The sequence below is a fragment of the Apibacter sp. ESL0432 genome (assembly GCF_019469225.1).
In the GTDB taxonomy this organism is placed as follows: domain Bacteria; phylum Bacteroidota; class Bacteroidia; order Flavobacteriales; family Weeksellaceae; genus Apibacter.
Map to the genome: position 1 here is coordinate 1,646,321 of NZ_CP048266.1, position 17,502 is coordinate 1,663,822.

Here is a 17,502-nt window from a genome sequence, read left to right on the forward strand (position 1 = left end):
TTTAGTAAATCCCTATTTACTATTTTGATGAAATTTGATTAAGCTTTATACATTAAATAACACTGTTAAATTCTAATTTCAATAAAAAAAGTCATTAAAAACAAGCAATTTAACTCGTTTAAAATGACTTACTTTAGTGACCGCGGAAGGAGTCGAACCCTCAACCTTCAGAGCCGTAATCTGACGCTCTATCCAATTGAGCTACGCGGCCATTTATTTTGCGTGCAAAGCTAATAAAATTTTTTTTTCTATTAAAATCTTTTTGAATTTTTCAATGAATTTTTATTATTCTTTCAATTCTTTTTATTTAATAATACTTTTTTTAAAACTCTAGTTATAGGGGTTTCTAAATATTTATAGCTTAGTAATGAAAAAATGCAAGCTAATGAAGCAATAAGTAAAGGTATGAGAAGTATTTCCTTTCCTAAAAAATTATAGATACTATTTATAGCAGCCACTCCAATATGATAGTGAATTAAATATAAAGAATATGAGGCAACGCCCAATCTACAAACCCATTTATTATTTAAAAAAGAAAGATATTTTGGAAAATAAACGAAAATTAAAAACAATAACAAAATGGAAAGGTAAATAAACAATAGCTTTATATCTTTCCCCCAAATTGTTAAAATAACTATCAATATAATCATTATGCTTAAGTTCTTATATTCTTTTTTATTGTTGTATAATTTATATAAAAAAAGCCCCACAAGAAACCATAAACATTCATGAAAAAAAATAAATCCTCTACTGACAAATTTATAGTATTTAATTTTTTCCGGGGATATAAAATTTTTCAAAATTTCATGTCCTATTTCACTTGAAAATAAAAGAAAAATCGGGATACCTATTATACAAGTCAATATATAATTTCTTATCATTTTTTTAGGCGATAGAAAATATAAAAATCCTATTAAAAAATAAAAATTCACCTCAACCCATAAGCTCCAATACGCATTATCTATATAGTAATATTTGGTATAACCGACGAATATATCTACGAAGTTTGGATCTATAAATGTATTAGCTATGTAATAATTAATTATATTTTTAGAACTGTAATATCCTTCGCCTTTGTATATATAACTAAAAAATAAGAAAGTACATGTTGAACAAATAAACATCCCCGGAGCTAGCCGAATATATCTTTTTTTTAAGAATTGTAGATAATTTTTAGAATTTTCCAATGAGATAGAAATAACAAAACCGGATATAATGAAAAAGATTTGAACCCCTAAATATCCTTGATAAGCTAAAAATTTAACTATTTCATTTTTTGAAAAATTATAATAATGTCCTAAAACAACCATTCCTATAGCTAACACTCTAAGTCCATCTAATATAGGCACTCTTGAATTTTTCATAATTTAATTTACTTATGGCAGTTAGATTTTAATTATTTTTTACCAACCTTAAAATTTCTTCAGGTCTTTTTACTATGTATTCGGCTCCATATTTTTTAAGTTCTTCTTCATATCTAAATCCCCATAGAACCCCTATACTTGTTATGCCTGCATTTACAGCTGTTTGCATATCTGTTCCGGTATCTCCAACATAAATTATTTCTTCTTTATTTGTTATACCTAATTCATTCATAATATCGTAAACAATCTGTGGATTCGGCTTCATGGGAACGTTAGTTCTTTGTCCAAAAACAGATGAAAATTTTATTTCACTAAAATATTTTTTTACTAATTCTTGAGCACCTACCATAAATTTATTGGATGCTACTGCCATTTTTATATTCATGGAACTCAGTGATTTTAACATTTCAATTACTCCGTCATAGGGTGCTGTCTTTATAGCTGAATGCTTAGTATAGTATTCAATGAATTCATCTTTAATTTTTTCAATTACCTCAAGATCACTTTTTAATTCGGATGGCAAAGCTCTTTCAATCAATTGAGTCATTCCATTACCAACAAAATTTTTGTATGAATCTAAAGCATGTACCGGTAAATGATTTTTTTCTAAAATATAATTACATGAATCAGCTAAATCATTTAGCGTGTTAAGTAAAGTTCCGTCTAAATCAAAAATAGCCAACTTAATCATAATTTTAATTTTTTATTTTACAAATATAGTTTTAAACAGATAGTTAAAGTCTCCTGTTAATGACCAATTTTTTACATAATCTTTATTTATATTAATTTTATCCTTCCAAATGATCGTATCATTATATAATTGTGGATCTTCAACTTTAGATAAAATTTCCTCTTCATTTCTGTATTTTAGTTGAGCCGGACCTGTAATCCCAGGCTTTACGGAAAGAATAATTTTATCTTCCCCTTCTAATTTGTCCGCATAACCCGGAACATCGGGCCTGGGACCCACCCAAGACATATCACCCATAAGAATATTTAAAATTTGGGGTAATTCATCCAATTTATATTTTCTTAAAAATTTACCTAATTGGGTGATTTGCATTTTATCTGTAGTGACCGTTGATGTATATACACCCTTCATCGTTCTAAATTTGAACAAATTGAAATGTTTACCATTTTTACCTATTCTATTTTGAGTAAAGATTCCAATCATACCTGTGTCAAATGTAACCGCAATAAATATAATTATCATGGGTACAAGAAAAATAATAAAGCATATTAATGCTAATAAATAATCTGCTATAATTTTATTTTTCTTCATACTATTTATTATACAAAATTATAAAAGAAAAAGGATTCCTTACGAAATCCTTTTCCTATTAAGCACCTTTTAAAATAAACATTGAATAAATATTCTAATAACTATTAAAAAACTTTTTCACCGTGTTGTGATATATCTAAACCTAATTCTTCTTTATCAGGGTCAACTCTTAATGGAATAATTTTATTTACAATAAATAATAATAACAACGTTCCAAAAAAAACAAATATGGAAACGGCAATCATTGCTATAAAGTGATTAACAAACAATGTGGTCTCTCCAAAAAACAATCCGTTTGAAGGAATATCTTCATTTATAGACTTATCCGCGAAAACTCCGGTTAAGAGCATTCCTACCATACCTCCCACTCCATGACAAGGAAAAACGTCTAAGGTATCATCTACACCGTTAGTATGGAAAAATTTAACCATGTAAAAACTAATCACGCTGGCAATTAATCCGATAAACAACGAATGCCCTAAAGAAACAAATCCTGCGCCCGGGGTTATAGCTACTAAACCCACTACTGCTCCTACACAAACTCCTACTGAAGATAATTTTTTTCCATTAATTTTTTCTAAAAATCCCCAGGTTAGAGCACTTAAAGCAGAGGCTGCCGTTGTATTTGCAAAAGCTAGTACACCTAACTCATTAGCCGCAAACGATGATCCCGCATTAAATCCAAACCAACCAATCCAAAGCAAACTGGCGCCTAAAATTACATAAGGTATTTGTGCAGCTGCTAGAGTTGTATCTCTTCTTTTTTTCAAAAAAATAGCTCCTGCTAAAGCAGCCCAACCGGAACTCATATGAACCACCGTGCCTCCGGCAAAATCCAATATTCCTGCCTTTGCCAATATTCCTTCCGGATGCCATGTAGCATGTGCCAGGGGGGAGTAAATAAAAATTGAAAACATAACTATAAATAATAAATAACCCCAGAATTTTATACGCTCTGCTACACCTCCCGAAATTAATGCGGGAGTTATAATGGCAAATTTTAATTGAAAGAGGGCAAATAAAAGTATGGGTATGGTAGGAGCTCCTACCCAGGCAGAAGTTGTTCCAATTCCTTGCATAAACATATGAGGTAATGGATTTCCTATGATACCCCCTATATCCGGTCCGAATGCCAATCCAAACTCAAAGATAAACCATAAAACGGTTATTGTCACCATAGCTATAAAGCTCTGAAATATAGTGCTTATTATATTTTTACTGTTAACCATTCCTCCATAAAAAAAACCTACTCCGGGAGTCATTAAAAAAACAAGCACTGAAGCTACTAACATCCAAGCTACATCAGCAGAATTAAAATTTATGCCTTCTGCAACTGCTTTTGAAGACTCTGCTGAAAATAATGTATTTGAAAAAAGGCTTACTAAACCTACAAATATTAAAATTAGAATTAAAATATATTTACGCATACCCAATATTTTATACAGCAAAAATATAATTTTTTAATTAAAAACAAAATATACCCATGTTTTTTAATGGGTATAAATTACAAATATTAATAAATTATAAGACAAAACCCTATTTTTTAATACTAAAATTTATTTTTATTGCATTTAATTTATATATTATATTGGATAAAAATTTAAACTAAACATTCGATTATTTAAATCGTTTAATATATTTATCTCTTATTTAAAGAACTCTTTGTGTACTTTCTTAAAAGAAAGTAATTCGTTACACTATGAATTATTCAACTTAGAAAAACTATAAAAATATATCTATAAACATCTGTAAGTACTCAAATTAAATTTATTTTATATAATTTTTTTAAAAAATTTTTATAATATTTGCGATTCATTCAATAATATTTTAAAAATAAAACCCACAAGTTCTTTTCAAACTTGACTTGCAAAATTCTTTTAAAAATGTACTTAGTATTAAACATTTCTTATGCAAACACCAATTCTATAAAAATTATTACATATAAACTACTATATAATTATACGTTAAAAGTATTTAGATAAATATTAATGTATTTTATTTCTATATATTAAAAAATAATATATATTTATCCGAAATTAAAAACTATATTAATGGAAGTTATAAACAACTGATTTTAAATGAATTACTAATTTTTTAATAACAATTTTTATGAAAAAAATTCTTTTAACACTTAGCACTATTTTAGCGCTATATTCATGTAATAATGAAGACTTACATGATGGTTCATCCCCCTCTCATTCTTTGAATGATAAGAAAATTATCAATCAGTCCGGCTCTATACAAGGAGTTACCTATTCATTTGATAATGTGGAAGTAAATCCTAATTTAGTAACCTTGAATACAGAAAATAGTTCTATTCTTAGTACTAAAGAGGAGTTATCAAGAGGATTTATTAGTTTACAAAACATATCTGAAAAAATCGGTAAAGAATTAATCCCGGGTAATACGGTTTATTTAATTACCCAAGATTCGACGTATATAAGAAATATTACCTCAATTAATCAGAAAAATGATATTTATAATTTAGAAACAACGGATGCCAATATAGGCGATGTTTTTGAAAACGGTACTTTAAGCTTATCTATAAATATTGATGATACTAATAAGAATAGTTCTTTACTTGCGCTTAAAAATGCATACGATAAAGAATACGTTTTTCATCCTTTGATTTTTAATAAAGAATTTCGTGTAAAAGGGCTAATTTTTAATCCGGACAGTAAATTAACCCCTTCTATCGCTGTAAAATTAGGTTTTGATAAATCACGCGTTATACCTAGCGTAATTGAGATGTATTATAACAGCCATACAGAATATAATCCGACTTTAACTTTAGATAAAGACTTTAAGGGTAAATTTTCTCATGATTTTATCGATAATGTTCCACAAATCCTGATCGATTATTTAAAAAAATATAGTGTAGAAATAAAAATTCCTACCGGCAAATATTTAGGAGACGTTCCGGTTAAAATAAGTGTAAACCAAATTAATTTTCCAACTGAAATTGAAGCAAACGTTTACAGAGGATCTAGCGTGAGCTTTAAAGCCGAAGGTAATATAAAATTAGGTGTTAAATTTACACTTGATAATAATCCGGATTATATCTATGAAAATGGAATTCAAAAAATAGACGGATTTAATAACAATTTATACGGAGAAGTTTTAACCGACATGAAATTTATCATCATACCTCAAGTTCAAGTTTTCCAATCTAAATTAATTGATGTTAAAGGTAAAATAACTGTAGGACTTAAAACTTCTAATATAGGTAATGGAACTTCTTCAGATGACTCTAAAAGTTTTTCACAAGGAACAGTTTATACTTCTGCGGCATTTACTTTTTCAAGTTTAGGCTTACCAGCCTTTACCACCGATATTTTCAAAAAATCTATAAATATATGGAAAAAAGGAGAATATATTAATTCTGTTTCTTTTTCAAATTTTAAAGTGGGTAAAGCTACCATTGTACCATGTAGCGGTTTGACCTCTTTTGGATATGATGTTTTGTTAGATTATAAATACAGCTTACCAGGTAAAACAATTTCCGGTGATTTAGAAATAACTTATGATGTATATGCTGATAATGGTACTCTTCTTGAGTCCAATAAAACAGTCAAAGTATTACCATATAATATAACCTCTAACTCATTTAAATTTAACATGTGTATTCCTTTCAGAAAAATCAATTTCTTCAATATATCTAAAATTAGTTATGTTAAAAATATAACTATTAAAGATGCTAACGGTTATATAGCGAATGGAATATTAGACCCATTGACCGGAAGCCCGGTTACTGAAATTGCATTTGTAAGGTAATTTTTCTTAGTAATATATTAGTAAAGGTAGACGCTCATTGTCTACCTTTTTTTATAGAACTAATATTTCCTCAAAAAAATCAAAATGTATAACATTAAATTTATCAATTTTTAAATTTTTCTTAAGAACTATAAGTTATCGTGAAGAATTTTTAAAAAGAATAGTAAATAAATACGGTAAACATTTTAAAGGACTTACAGATTATTACTAAATTTGCACGATAAAATTGTTATTATGCAACTTTCAGAACAGGAACTAATTCGAAGAGAAAAATTACAAAAACTTAAGGATGCGGGTATCGATCCATATCCCGCTGCAGAATATAAAGTTACGCATACTGCCCAAGAAATAAAAAATCAATTTAAAGAAGGAGAGAAGGTTGTGATTGCCGGAAGACTTATGTCTAATCGTATTCAGGGAAAAGCGGGTTTTTCTGAGCTGCAAGACACCACCGGGCGTATTCAGCTGTATTTTAACAGAGATGTAATTTGTCCCGACGATGATAAATTTAAATATAACGATTTTTATAAAAAATTGCTCGATTTAGGTGATTTTATAGGAGTTGAAGGAGAATTATTTGTTACTAAAATGGGCGAAAAAACCGTAATGGTTAACGATTTTAAACTTCTTTCAAAGGTATTGCGACCGCTTCCTCTACCTAAAGTTGATGAAGAAGGAAATGTCCATGATGCATTTAATGATCCTGAATTAAGATATAGAATGAGATATGTTGACTTAGTAGTCAATCCTCATATAAAAGAAATTTTTATTAAACGGACTCGTCTGTTTAATGCTATGAGATCCTTTTTTAATGATAAAGGATATTTTGAGGTTGAAACCCCTATACTTCAATCCATTCCCGGAGGAGCTGCGGCTCGACCGTTTATAACCCATCATAACGCCTTAAATATTCCATTATATTTACGAATTGCAAATGAGTTATATTTAAAACGTCTTATTGTTGCCGGTTTTGAAGGTGTTTACGAATTCTCTAAAAACTTCAGAAATGAAGGAATGGACAGAACGCATAATCCTGAATTTACTGCAATGGAAATTTACGTTGCTTATAAGGATTATAATTGGATGATGAAGTTTACTGAACAATTATTGGAACATTGCGCCCTAGCAGTTAATGGAACAACCCGAGCAACATTTGGCGAGCATGAAATTGATTTTAAAGCTCCATATGCCCGAATTTCCATGACTGACGCCATTAAAAAATTTACGGGTTTTGATATAACAGGAAAATCTGAGGAGGAATTGAGAAATGCAGCAAAAGAAATGGGTGTTGAGGTGGATGAAACTATGGGTAAAGGAAAAATCATCGATGAAATATTCGGAGAAAAATGTGAAGGTAATTTTATACAACCAACCTTTATTACTGATTATCCCAAAGAAATGTCTCCATTAACTAAACAGCACCGAGATAATCCTGAATTAACCGAACGTTTTGAATTAATGGTTTGCGGAAAAGAAATTGCTAATTCTTATTCAGAATTAAATGATCCCATAGATCAAAGAGAACGTTTTGAAGAACAATTAAAATTGTCTGAAAAAGGAGATGATGAAGCGATGTTTATTGATCAGGATTTTTTACGTGCATTGGAGTTCGGTATGCCTCCTACTGCAGGTTTAGGTATAGGAATGGATCGATTAATCATGTTCCTTACTAATAATCCGTCTATACAAGAAGTATTATTTTTCCCGCAAATGAAACCCGAGCAAAAAGCATTTTCTATTGAACATTCTGAGGAAGAAAAGATTATCATCAAATTATTACAAGATAATAATTCTTCTATGGAATTATGTGAATTAAAATCTTTGGCCGGACTAAGTGGAAAAAAATGGGACAAAGCCATGAAATCGCTTTCTAAACATTCATTGATTACTGTTACTGTTACAAATGAAAATAAAACAGTTGAATTAATTTCTTAAAATAAAATTTTTAAAAAATACAATATTTAAGGCTATCTTTTTTAGATAGCCTTTTTAAATTAAAATTAAATTTAAAAATGAATTAAAAAAATGTTTTTATTATCTACTAAATCTATAGGGATTGGATGATATTAAATTCATATTTATTATCTTTGTTTAAAATCAAAATAAATAAATGATTATGGAAACCATATTTAAAAATAAAAGTCAAGAATTACTTAGCAGTATTGAAAATCTAAAATTAAGTAATTCTGATTACGAACAAGTTGCATCAGAATTATTTAAATATAATTTTAATGATTACGATGCAGCTTTTTCTATTAATAAAGTAAATGTTCCGGAAGGCAGTTATGTTCGTTTACCTATTTATGCTAATAAATGTTGTGCGATTTTAATGCTTTGGGGAATAAATAATAAAACTGCCATTCATGACCACTTAAACTATGACGGATTAATAAAAGTTTTAAAAGGGAATCTTACAGAAGTTAGTTACATTGAAGATAAAAATTTCATAGTATACGAAGGAGAAGGCGTAGCTCCTGAAGGTGCTATTTTTCCTGAAGATTTAGGAGGTATTCATTCGGTAGTTAATAATTCTTCGGAAATATCTGTTAGCTTACATATCTATCACACTCCTCAAACTTCTTTAAAAGGTGTTAGAATTTTTGATATTGAAAATAGAAAAATAGCCATCTTAAATGATAAGGCTACATCCTGTTCATGGAATTTACCTGAAGATAATTACGAGAAAATCACTCAATTATAACTAGTATAATCTAGTATAATTTTAAAATATTTAAATTCTAACTCAGATTGAGTTAGAATTTTTTAATTAAATATTAATTCATATTCGTCAATTTTAAACCCTAACCAAGTATTCAAACTCTACTTTTCAGATATTAATTCTAATCTTATATTTTCTAATTTTTTTAAACTTTACAACTTATAAAGTTTAGCAATAAAAAAAGCTATTCCATTTAAATGAAATAGCTGTTTAATCTTATTAATTGTAAAAATTATTGTAAAAGTTTTTGTAGATTTAAAGCATCTGCATTTTGAGGATCCACAGATAATGTTTTGTTCAAATAAGTTTCTGCTTTATCTTTATTTCCTTCATGATATTCTTTATAAGCGAAAAATGTATAGGCAATAGCTAAATATGCTTTTTCATTGGCTGAATATTCTTTCTTCGGTTCAACCATATCAATATATTTTTGGAAGGCTTGAGCTGTAATACCGCTTTTATCACTCGAATCATACGCGTATAATGCCATACCTTTTCCGGCATAAGCTACTTCCCAGGTAGGAATTAGAGAAATCAATTGATCCCATGAAGCAACAGAGCCTAAGTAATCTTTAGCCTCGTATTGTTCTAAAGCTAAATTATACCAAGAAGTTGTATCGTTAGCATCAGCGGCAACCGATTTTTTCAAAGCCTCAATTTTAGGATTAGTTATAGATGCTTCTGTTTTAGCTCCCGGTTGTAAGGATAAAAGAATAGATTGATAATCATAGGTTTTATCTCCTTGACCGATGGCTTTGGTTAGATTTAATATCGCGGTTTTAGTTAATTCCTCTTTTTCTTGACCGCTCGCAGTTTTAATTAATGAGGATTGTATTTTTCCTAAAACTCCATAATCCGAACCTTCTCTTTTTGATTCTGGAATGGTTTGTAAATATTGATTTATATTTTTATAGGCTTCGGAAAAATCAGAATTTTCAATTAAATCCAATGCTTTTAGCTTAAATTTTAACGGATCGGATATATCATTCCAATTTTTAGTCAGTAAATCTAAAGACTTTGCATAATCTTTAATAAAATAGAAAACTTTAGCTAATTCAAATTGAGTCTCGGCATCATTGTTCCCTGACAAAGAAATATATTTTTGTAAGTTTTTAAAAGCTTCATTATAATTACCACTTCTCACATTAAAGTCTGACAAATATTTGTATGTTAATGGATAATTAGGATTAGCTGCTATGGCCTTGTCAAAATTTTCTGCAGCTAATTTCCCTTGCCCATTGGTTCGCCCCCATATGTTTCCTATTAATGCATAAGGTATGGATTTATCTTCGGCAATTCCTAAGGCTTTGGTATAATTGGAAACCGCCTTACCCGGATCTTTTTTTTCAAAATAGGCATTTCCTAAAACTATATAGTATTCGGACTTATCTTTATTTTTAACCAAGTCTAATAGCTTTTGGCCATATTCGATACTTTTATCATAATCTGTACTTTCCGGCTTATTAGTAAATAATTGATAGGCTTTTGATATTTGAAATAATACATCCGCATTTTTGTACTTAGATCCTTTGGCGATGGATTCAAAATCTGCATTTACTTCCGATTTTTTTCCTTGATATAATTTTATTGTCGCCAATCCAATTTTGTTTAAATCAGATTTTGGATCTAAAGCCAAACCTTTATTAAAATATTGTGAAGCCATTTCTAGATCAGGTTTAGAAATTGATAAATAATATGCCCCTAAATAATAATAATTGTCTGCTGATGGTGATTGAGCTGCTAATTTTTCAAAAGTATTTTTGGCCTTGCTATATTGATCATTTCCTAAATACTTAATACCCTCTTGAATACTTTGTGCATTCATAAATCCTGATAACATCATAGCAGAGATTACAAATGTTGCACCTATTTCTTTTTTCGCGTAATTCATTCTAAATTTTTATTTATTTTTCTTTTTATTTTATTTTTATCTATTATTTGTATTCTAATAGTATTAAAATTATTTATTTTTTAAAATTTATCTTCCATGAAGCTCAATCCTTCTTTCATACAAATAATAGGGTTGAAGTCCTGCCCTTTTAACAATAAGCTGTCCTCTCTGAGATCCACAGAATCTTGAAAAACTGCTCCCTATTTTAAAACTGTTTTCAGCATTTAATAGAAAAACTCTTTTGGTGAAAGGATATATTCCTTCACGTAAATTTGGCACCGTTGGATCTATTAATTTACCATCCGCTCTTCTTATAGGCAAAATTCTCACTTTTGAAAGGAACTCCTTAACTTCATTACTATTTTCTTCACTTAATACATCCAAACCAATAATTCCTATATGAGAGCTATTTTTACTAATAAATTGGATTACCTCTTTTCCATTTGAAAATGAGTTAATTTTTTGATTTTTAGTAAGTTTAAACCCTAATTTTTTTTTTAAATTATTAAAATTACTTGAATTTCCTCCATCAAATACAAATTTACTATCATTTGAAATAATATTTGATTTTAAAGAAGTTTGGTCAATTTCTTTAATGGAACTTTCTTTTGACACAACAAAAATGGTTGCATCACATGCTATTTGTGTTGAAATATAAGTAACGTTGGTATGATTGTATAAAATTCCGGCTTCTTCTGAAGATAAATCTCTGGTAGTCATTGCTAAGGAAACCTTACCGTTCAAAAGATCAGCGATCACTAAATCTTCAACTTCCGGCTTGAATAAAATTTTTGTTTCGGGATAAGAGGATTGAAAAACTTCAACTAAAGCAGAGCCTAAATTCATAAGTGACGGATCAATAGCTAAAGTTATATTCCCTTGCCTATACGCTTGTTTCTTTTTTATATCTTCTTGGCACGAAATACATATAATTAAAAAAGCTAAAAATACTATGGGGCTGATTATTAATCTATTGTTCATTTTGTCTAATATATTTAGTCGCTCGATAAGCTCTAAAAAATCCGTAAACTATTAATAATCCCCCTAAAATCCAAGAGTATTCAGGTTCTAATTCAATAAAAAACTTTTTATAAACAATAATTAATATTCCTATTATAAAATACCCAATTCCAATAAATATGGAAAGTGATTTATAACTTAGCTTCATACTTCTTTTTTTGAAGAATTCTAAATAACAAATATAAAAATATTTATTTACTTATTTTTGCAGTTACTATTCTTATAATCTTTTTAAAAAATAAATTATATGGATTATGTTATCAATACATTTTCAGACTTAGAAGATGTTGCTAAAGAAATAATTTCAAATTCAAAATATAAAATTTTTACACTTAAGGGAAATCTAGGTGCCGGAAAAACCACTTTAGTAAAATATTTATGCAAAACACTTGAATGCCATGATACCATAACCAGTCCAACTTTTTCATTAGTAAATGAATACCTGTGTCCTGCAGGTAGAATTTATCATTTTGATTTATATCGAATTAAATATATGGAAGAATTAATAAATATTGGTTTTTATGAATACATAGATTCCGATAATTATTGTTTTATAGAATGGCCGGATATATGTGAAAATGAATTACCTGAACATCATAAAATTTTATTAAATTTGATGGATCAAACCAGGCACTTAACATTTAACTAATATGGGTATTTATACACCTTTTTCCGAAGAAGAGCTGATTCCCCTGGAGGAACGAATTGAAGTGATAAAAAAAGGAGGAAAATGCAGTATTGGTATTCCTAAAGAAGATCATTTGATTGAAAGCAGGATTGCTCTCACTCCCGATGCTGTATCGGTTCTAAGCTCTAATGGTATTGATATCATAATGGAAAGTGGAGCCGGTTTAGGGGCTCATTATTCCGATGCTTTATATTCCGAAGCAGGGGCAACAATTTCATACGACCCTAAAGAGGTTCTGTCTCAACCCATCATTTTAAAAGTTGAACCTTTATCCATAGATCAAATAAAGCACTTGCAGCCAAATTCCTATTTGATTTCTGCTGTACAAATAAATACTCAATGCAAAGAATATTTCGAAGAACTTTCTAAAAAAAAGATTACGGCTTTAGGATTTGAATATATACGAGACAGCCATAATGAATTATCCATTGTACGACTTATTGGTGAAATAGCCGGAGTTTCCAGCATACTTATTGCCGCTGAATTACTGTCTTCTACTCATGGGGGAAATGGTCTTTTACTAGGAGGAATAACCGGTGTTAGACCGTCCAACGTAGTAATTATAGGAGCAGGAAATGTGGGAGAAAGCGCCGCACGTTCGGCTTTAGGTTTAGGAGCCACCGTAAAAGTGTTTGACAATTCTATTACTCGACTTAGAAGATTTCAAGAATTACTGGGACGACGGTTGTATACATCTACGATAGACCCGAAAGAGCTCAGCAAAGCGTTAATTCGCTGCGATGTTGCCATTGGTTGTTTAAAGGGAGAACTTAGGGCGCCGATTATTGTACCTGAAAATACTGTTAAAAGAATGAAACCGGGATCTGTTGTCATTGATATAAGCATTGATAACGGAGGAGTTTTTGAAACCTCAGAAATAAATGCTAAAAATGAAGCTTTTATTAAACATGAAGTCCTACATTATTGTGTTCCCAACATCACTTCTAAATTTGCAAGAACCGCTTCTAAAGCTTTAAGTAATTTCTTTTTAAGTTATTTTCTTAATCTGAACAATCAAGGTGGATTTGAAGCTATGTTTAGAAAAAACCGTGGAATTTGTCAGGGCATTTATATGTACAAAGGCAGAATTACTAATAGACAGATAGCTTCTTGGTATGACCTGCCGTATCAAGACATTCATTTACTAATTATTTAAGCATGTCATTTTCTAAAAGATTAAGACTCTATCTTACGGGTTTTTTTATGGGTCTTATATTTATATTATTTGTATTTGGTAATAAGGTATTTTCTTGGTCATATTTGCCCAATGACAGGGTTTTAGCTGAAATACAAACCAAACCTTTAAAATTTTCAAATCAAAGTCTGGAAAGTCTTAAACTAAAAAATATATCTCTCAATTTTATAAAAGATACAGTTCTTAGTAAAGGTAAAATAAATTTTAAGATGAGTAATGCTCAAGCATTGCCTTGTCCTCATTATGTCCTTCATTATGAAAGCTTAAAAGTTACATTTACTAAATGCAAAGACACGGTAGTCATAAACACGATTGATTAATCCTATTAAGGATTTTTTAACATAAAATTCCGTTTGTACAATTTTTTCCTATATTTACAATCTAAATGTAAAACAGAATATATGAGATGGTTTACTAGACAGAAAAAAAACATCAGTACTGACATTAGCGAAAAGAGGGAGGTTCCTGAGGGATTATACTATAAAACTCCATCCGGGAAAATTATTGAAACTGATCAATTAACAGCTAATTTCTATGTAAGTCCGGAAGATGATTTTCATGTTAGAATTGGTAGTTCCCAATATTTCCAGATTTTATTTGATAATGGTAAATTTAAAGAACTTGATGTAAAAGTTCACAGCAAAGATTCATTAAATTTCGTCGATTCCAAACCGTATAAAGATCGATTAAAGGAAGCACAATCTAAAACTAATTTAACTGAAGCCATAAGAAATGCCGTAGGTAAAGTAAATGGAAAAGAAATTTATATTTCTTGTATGGACTTTAGTTTCATCGGAGGGTCTGTGGGATCTGCGGTTGGAGAAAAAATTAGAAGAGCCATCGATTACTGTATTAAAAATAAATTACCATATGTAATTATAAGTCAATCCGGAGGTGCTAGAATGCAAGAAGCAGGGCTATCTTTGATGCAATTGGCAAAGGTTGAAGCTAAATTAGCTCAATTAAGTGATGCCGGACTTCCTTATATATCTGTATTAACAGATCCAACCTTTGGAGGGATAACCGCTTCATATGGTTCTACCGGTGATATTATAATTGCTGAACCCGGCGCATTAATCGGATTTGCAGGACCAAGAGTAATTAAAGAAACAATCGGAAAAGATTTACCTCCTGGTTTCCAATCTTCTGAATTTCTATTAGAAAAAGGCTTTATAGACATTATCGCACACAGAAAAGATTTAAAAAATACCATTTCACATTGTGTTGACATGTTAATGAATAAAGAAGTTAAATAAAATATAAAAAACAAAGAAAAAGCTAATAATTATTAGCTTTTCTTTTTTTAATCCATTACCTAAAAATTTATAATCTCCTCAAATAAATGACCCTTAATTATATTTGGATTGCCTTTATTATCTTATCTTTTTTTGTAGGTATTCTTAAGTTCCTGTTTTTAGGAGATACGGTAATCTTTAAACATATGGTTGACGGGTTGTTTAGTACTACCAAAGTTGCAGTAATGGATATAGCTTTGCCTTTGGCAGGAATGATGACTTTCTGGTTAGGAATCATGAAAATTGGTGAAAATGCAGGTGCTATACGTTTTCTCTCTAAACTGGTTTCTCCTTTTTTTTCCAAATTATTTCCTTCCATTCCCAAAGGTCATCCTGCAATAGGAAATATGATGATGAATTTTAGTGCAAATCTTCTTGGATTAGATAATGCCGCCACTCCTTTAGGATTAAAAGCAATGGACAGTTTGCAAACGCTGAATACTAAAAAAGATACTGCAACGGATGCACAGATCATGTTTTTAGTTTTGCATACTTCTGGACTAACTTTAATCCCGACTTCCATTATGCTCTACCGTTATTTAAATGGTGCACAAGATCCTACCGATATATTCGTACCGTGTATTGTTGGAACTTTTTGCACAACTTTATTCGGTATAATTATAGTAGGAATTAAACAACGCTTAAACTTATTTAGTCGCCAAATATTGATCGGTCTACTAGGGGCTCTAGTAATGATTTTTGGGCTTTCCTATTTCATAAAATATTCCACAGATTCTCGGACAAAATATGCTGTCGAGTATGTATCTCATATCACCCCTCAAACTGTATCTGGTAAAAATGTAACTGTAGAAGATTTCGTTAAATTATATCCTGATTCATTTCAGAAAGAGATTAACATAAAAGATAAAAAAATAACTCCTGAGTTGATCAGTAAAACTAACCAAGAATATATAAATTTTGAGCGTGGTACAGCCTCTCGAGTGATTAGCAACGTACTTTTATTACTAATTCCCATTGTATTTATTACAGGCGCTTTTATAAAAAAAATAAATGTTTTTGATAGTTTTATTGATGGTGCTAAAGAAGGTTTCGGAGTATCTGTAAAAATAATTCCTTATTTAGTTGCCATGTTGGCTGCTATCAGTTTATTGAGAACCAGCGGGATAATGGATTATCTAATTAATTCTATTTCTTATTGCTTATCCTCGTTACATATCAATACCGATTTTTTACCTGCACTGCCTACTGCTTTAATGAAGCCCCTTAGTGGGAGTGGTAGCCGTGCATTAATGATTGAGGCCATGCAAAATTATGGTGCTGATTCTTTTGTAGGAAGACTTACTTGTATATTTCAGGGAAGTGCAGATACTACTTTCTATATAGTTGCTCTTTATTTTGGAAGTGTTGGTATTAAAAGAATTAGATATTCTCTTTCTGCAGGTTTGCTGACCGATTTATTAGGCGTAATCACAGCCATTTTTATTACCTATTATTTTTTTGGGTAGCCATTAACTATAAATATGTTAATTTTTTTAACACATCATCGAACTCCTATAACAATATTTTTCTTAATTAAATATTAATATCTTTGCACCTGTTAATATTTAATTTTTCTTTGTTCCTATGAATGATTTTAGTTGGGGCCAATTAGTTAATCCGGAGTTTTATATAAAGTTAGGCGGTATTTATTTAGTTTTATTTATAGTTTTTGCTGAAACAGGTCTCTTTGCCGGATTTTTCCTTCCCGGAGATAGTTTATTATTCCTCTCAGGTATATACAGTAAGGAATTAATACGAGAAATTTTTTATATTGAATCAGATTTTTTAAGTGTTTTTTTATTATCGTGCTTAATTTCAATTGCCGGTATAATTGGTAACGAAATAGGTTATTGGTTTGGAAAAAAAAGCGGAACTTATCTTTATAATAAAAAAGATACCTTTTTATTCAAAAAAAAATATCTTTTCCAAGCAAAAGAATTTTATGAAAAACATGGGGGAAGAGCAATTATTCTTGCTCGGTTTTTACCTATTTTAAGGACATTTGCACCTATAATTGCCGGAATTGTTCAAATGAACAAGGGTAAATACTTATTTTATAATGTTTTAGGATCAACGGCTTGGTCTTTTTCCTTATTATTTGCAGGACATTACCTTTATCAAATATTCCTTAAGGAATTTAATTTTGATTTGAAACGTCATATTGAAACTATTGTATTAGTAATGGTAATAGTAACCACCGCTCCTGTTGTAGTTAAGTTATTTTTCCAAAAAAATAATGATATTTCAGAAAATTAATGTAAAAAACTAATAGAT

General features: G+C 29.8%; 16 protein-coding genes and 1 tRNA gene. 9 read left to right on the plus strand and 8 right to left on the minus strand.

All coding sequences use genetic code 11. The features are described 5' to 3' along the window. Window positions 1-137: 137 nt before the first annotated feature. The 5 genes from GYM73_RS06915 to GYM73_RS06935 form a co-directional block, all read right to left on the minus strand. A tRNA-Arg gene (locus tag GYM73_RS06915) sits at window positions 138-211 on the minus strand. Between the two features lie 82 nt (window positions 212-293). Continuing rightward, window positions 294-1,364, minus strand: a complete 1,071-nt coding sequence (locus tag GYM73_RS06920) for an acyltransferase (RefSeq protein ID WP_220233398.1) — start codon at window positions 1,362-1,364, stop codon at window positions 294-296. Between the two features lie 28 nt (window positions 1,365-1,392). Beyond that, a complete protein-coding gene (locus GYM73_RS06925; RefSeq protein ID WP_220233399.1) occupies window positions 1,393-2,055 on the minus strand; it encodes an HAD family hydrolase in 663 nt (220 codons plus the stop codon). 12 nt (window positions 2,056-2,067) lie between these two features. Then, window positions 2,068-2,646, minus strand: coding sequence for a sugar transferase (locus GYM73_RS06930; RefSeq protein ID WP_220233400.1), 579 nt, complete (start codon window positions 2,644-2,646; stop codon window positions 2,068-2,070). A 104-nt stretch (window positions 2,647-2,750) separates the two neighbouring features. Beyond that, window positions 2,751-4,073 carry an ammonium transporter gene (locus GYM73_RS06935; RefSeq protein ID WP_160564173.1) on the minus strand — a complete coding sequence of 441 codons (1,323 nt, stop codon included), beginning with the start codon at window positions 4,071-4,073 and terminating at the stop codon, window positions 2,751-2,753. 682 nt (window positions 4,074-4,755) lie between these two features. On the opposite strand from GYM73_RS06935, the gene GYM73_RS06940 reads away from it, so the two are divergent. From GYM73_RS06940 to GYM73_RS06950, 3 genes are all read left to right on the plus strand, one after another. Continuing rightward, the gene (locus tag GYM73_RS06940) at window positions 4,756-6,420 is read left to right on the plus strand and encodes a hypothetical protein (RefSeq protein WP_220233401.1); all 1,665 of its coding nucleotides are present in this window, start codon (window positions 4,756-4,758) and stop codon (window positions 6,418-6,420) included. A gap of 234 nt (window positions 6,421-6,654) precedes the next feature. Next, entirely contained in the window at window positions 6,655-8,355 is a 1,701-nt protein-coding gene (lysS, locus tag GYM73_RS06945; protein WP_220233402.1) for a lysine--tRNA ligase, read from the plus strand. Between the two features lie 181 nt (window positions 8,356-8,536). Beyond that, window positions 8,537-9,121, plus strand: coding sequence for a cysteine dioxygenase family protein (locus GYM73_RS06950; protein WP_160557144.1), 585 nt, complete (start codon window positions 8,537-8,539; stop codon window positions 9,119-9,121). A gap of 250 nt (window positions 9,122-9,371) precedes the next feature. Here GYM73_RS06950 and GYM73_RS06955 read toward each other — a convergent pair whose 3' ends face one another. The 3 genes from GYM73_RS06955 to GYM73_RS06965 form a co-directional block, all read right to left on the minus strand. After that, window positions 9,372-11,030, minus strand: coding sequence for a hypothetical protein (locus GYM73_RS06955; RefSeq protein WP_220233403.1), 1,659 nt, complete (start codon window positions 11,028-11,030; stop codon window positions 9,372-9,374). A gap of 87 nt (window positions 11,031-11,117) precedes the next feature. Continuing rightward, a complete protein-coding gene (locus GYM73_RS06960) occupies window positions 11,118-12,011 on the minus strand; it encodes a PstS family phosphate ABC transporter substrate-binding protein (protein WP_220233404.1) in 894 nt (297 codons plus the stop codon). Next, a complete protein-coding gene (locus GYM73_RS06965) occupies window positions 12,001-12,198 on the minus strand; it encodes a C4-dicarboxylate ABC transporter (RefSeq protein ID WP_105298037.1) in 198 nt (65 codons plus the stop codon). Before GYM73_RS06965 ends, GYM73_RS06960 begins: the two co-directional genes overlap by 11 nt. Window positions 12,199-12,297: 99 nt before the next feature. On the opposite strand from GYM73_RS06965, the gene tsaE reads away from it, so the two are divergent. The 6 genes from tsaE to GYM73_RS06995 all read left to right on the plus strand — a co-directional run bounded on the left by tsaE (window position 12,298) and on the right by GYM73_RS06995 (window position 17,484). Next, window positions 12,298-12,699: a tRNA (adenosine(37)-N6)-threonylcarbamoyltransferase complex ATPase subunit type 1 TsaE gene (gene tsaE / locus GYM73_RS06970; RefSeq protein ID WP_160541933.1), complete on the plus strand. Its 402-nt coding sequence runs from the start codon at window positions 12,298-12,300 to the stop codon at window positions 12,697-12,699. 1 nt (window position 12,700) lies between these two features. Then, window positions 12,701-13,894 (plus strand): alanine dehydrogenase, encoded by a 1,194-nt coding sequence (locus tag GYM73_RS06975; protein ID WP_220233405.1) that lies wholly within the window; start codon window positions 12,701-12,703, stop codon window positions 13,892-13,894. Between the two features lie 2 nt (window positions 13,895-13,896). After that, window positions 13,897-14,253, plus strand: a complete 357-nt coding sequence (locus tag GYM73_RS06980; RefSeq protein WP_220233406.1) for a hypothetical protein — start codon at window positions 13,897-13,899, stop codon at window positions 14,251-14,253. 81 nt (window positions 14,254-14,334) lie between these two features. Further along, a complete protein-coding gene (gene accD / locus GYM73_RS06985) occupies window positions 14,335-15,189 on the plus strand; it encodes an acetyl-CoA carboxylase, carboxyltransferase subunit beta (RefSeq protein WP_105298041.1) in 855 nt (284 codons plus the stop codon). Between the two features lie 86 nt (window positions 15,190-15,275). Continuing rightward, entirely contained in the window at window positions 15,276-16,694 is a 1,419-nt protein-coding gene (locus GYM73_RS06990; RefSeq protein WP_220233407.1) for a nucleoside recognition domain-containing protein, read from the plus strand. A gap of 118 nt (window positions 16,695-16,812) precedes the next feature. Continuing rightward, on the plus strand, window positions 16,813-17,484 hold the full coding sequence (locus GYM73_RS06995; RefSeq protein WP_160541930.1) for a DedA family protein: 672 nt from the start codon (window positions 16,813-16,815) through the stop codon (window positions 17,482-17,484). The last annotated feature ends 18 nt before the right edge of the window (window positions 17,485-17,502 follow it).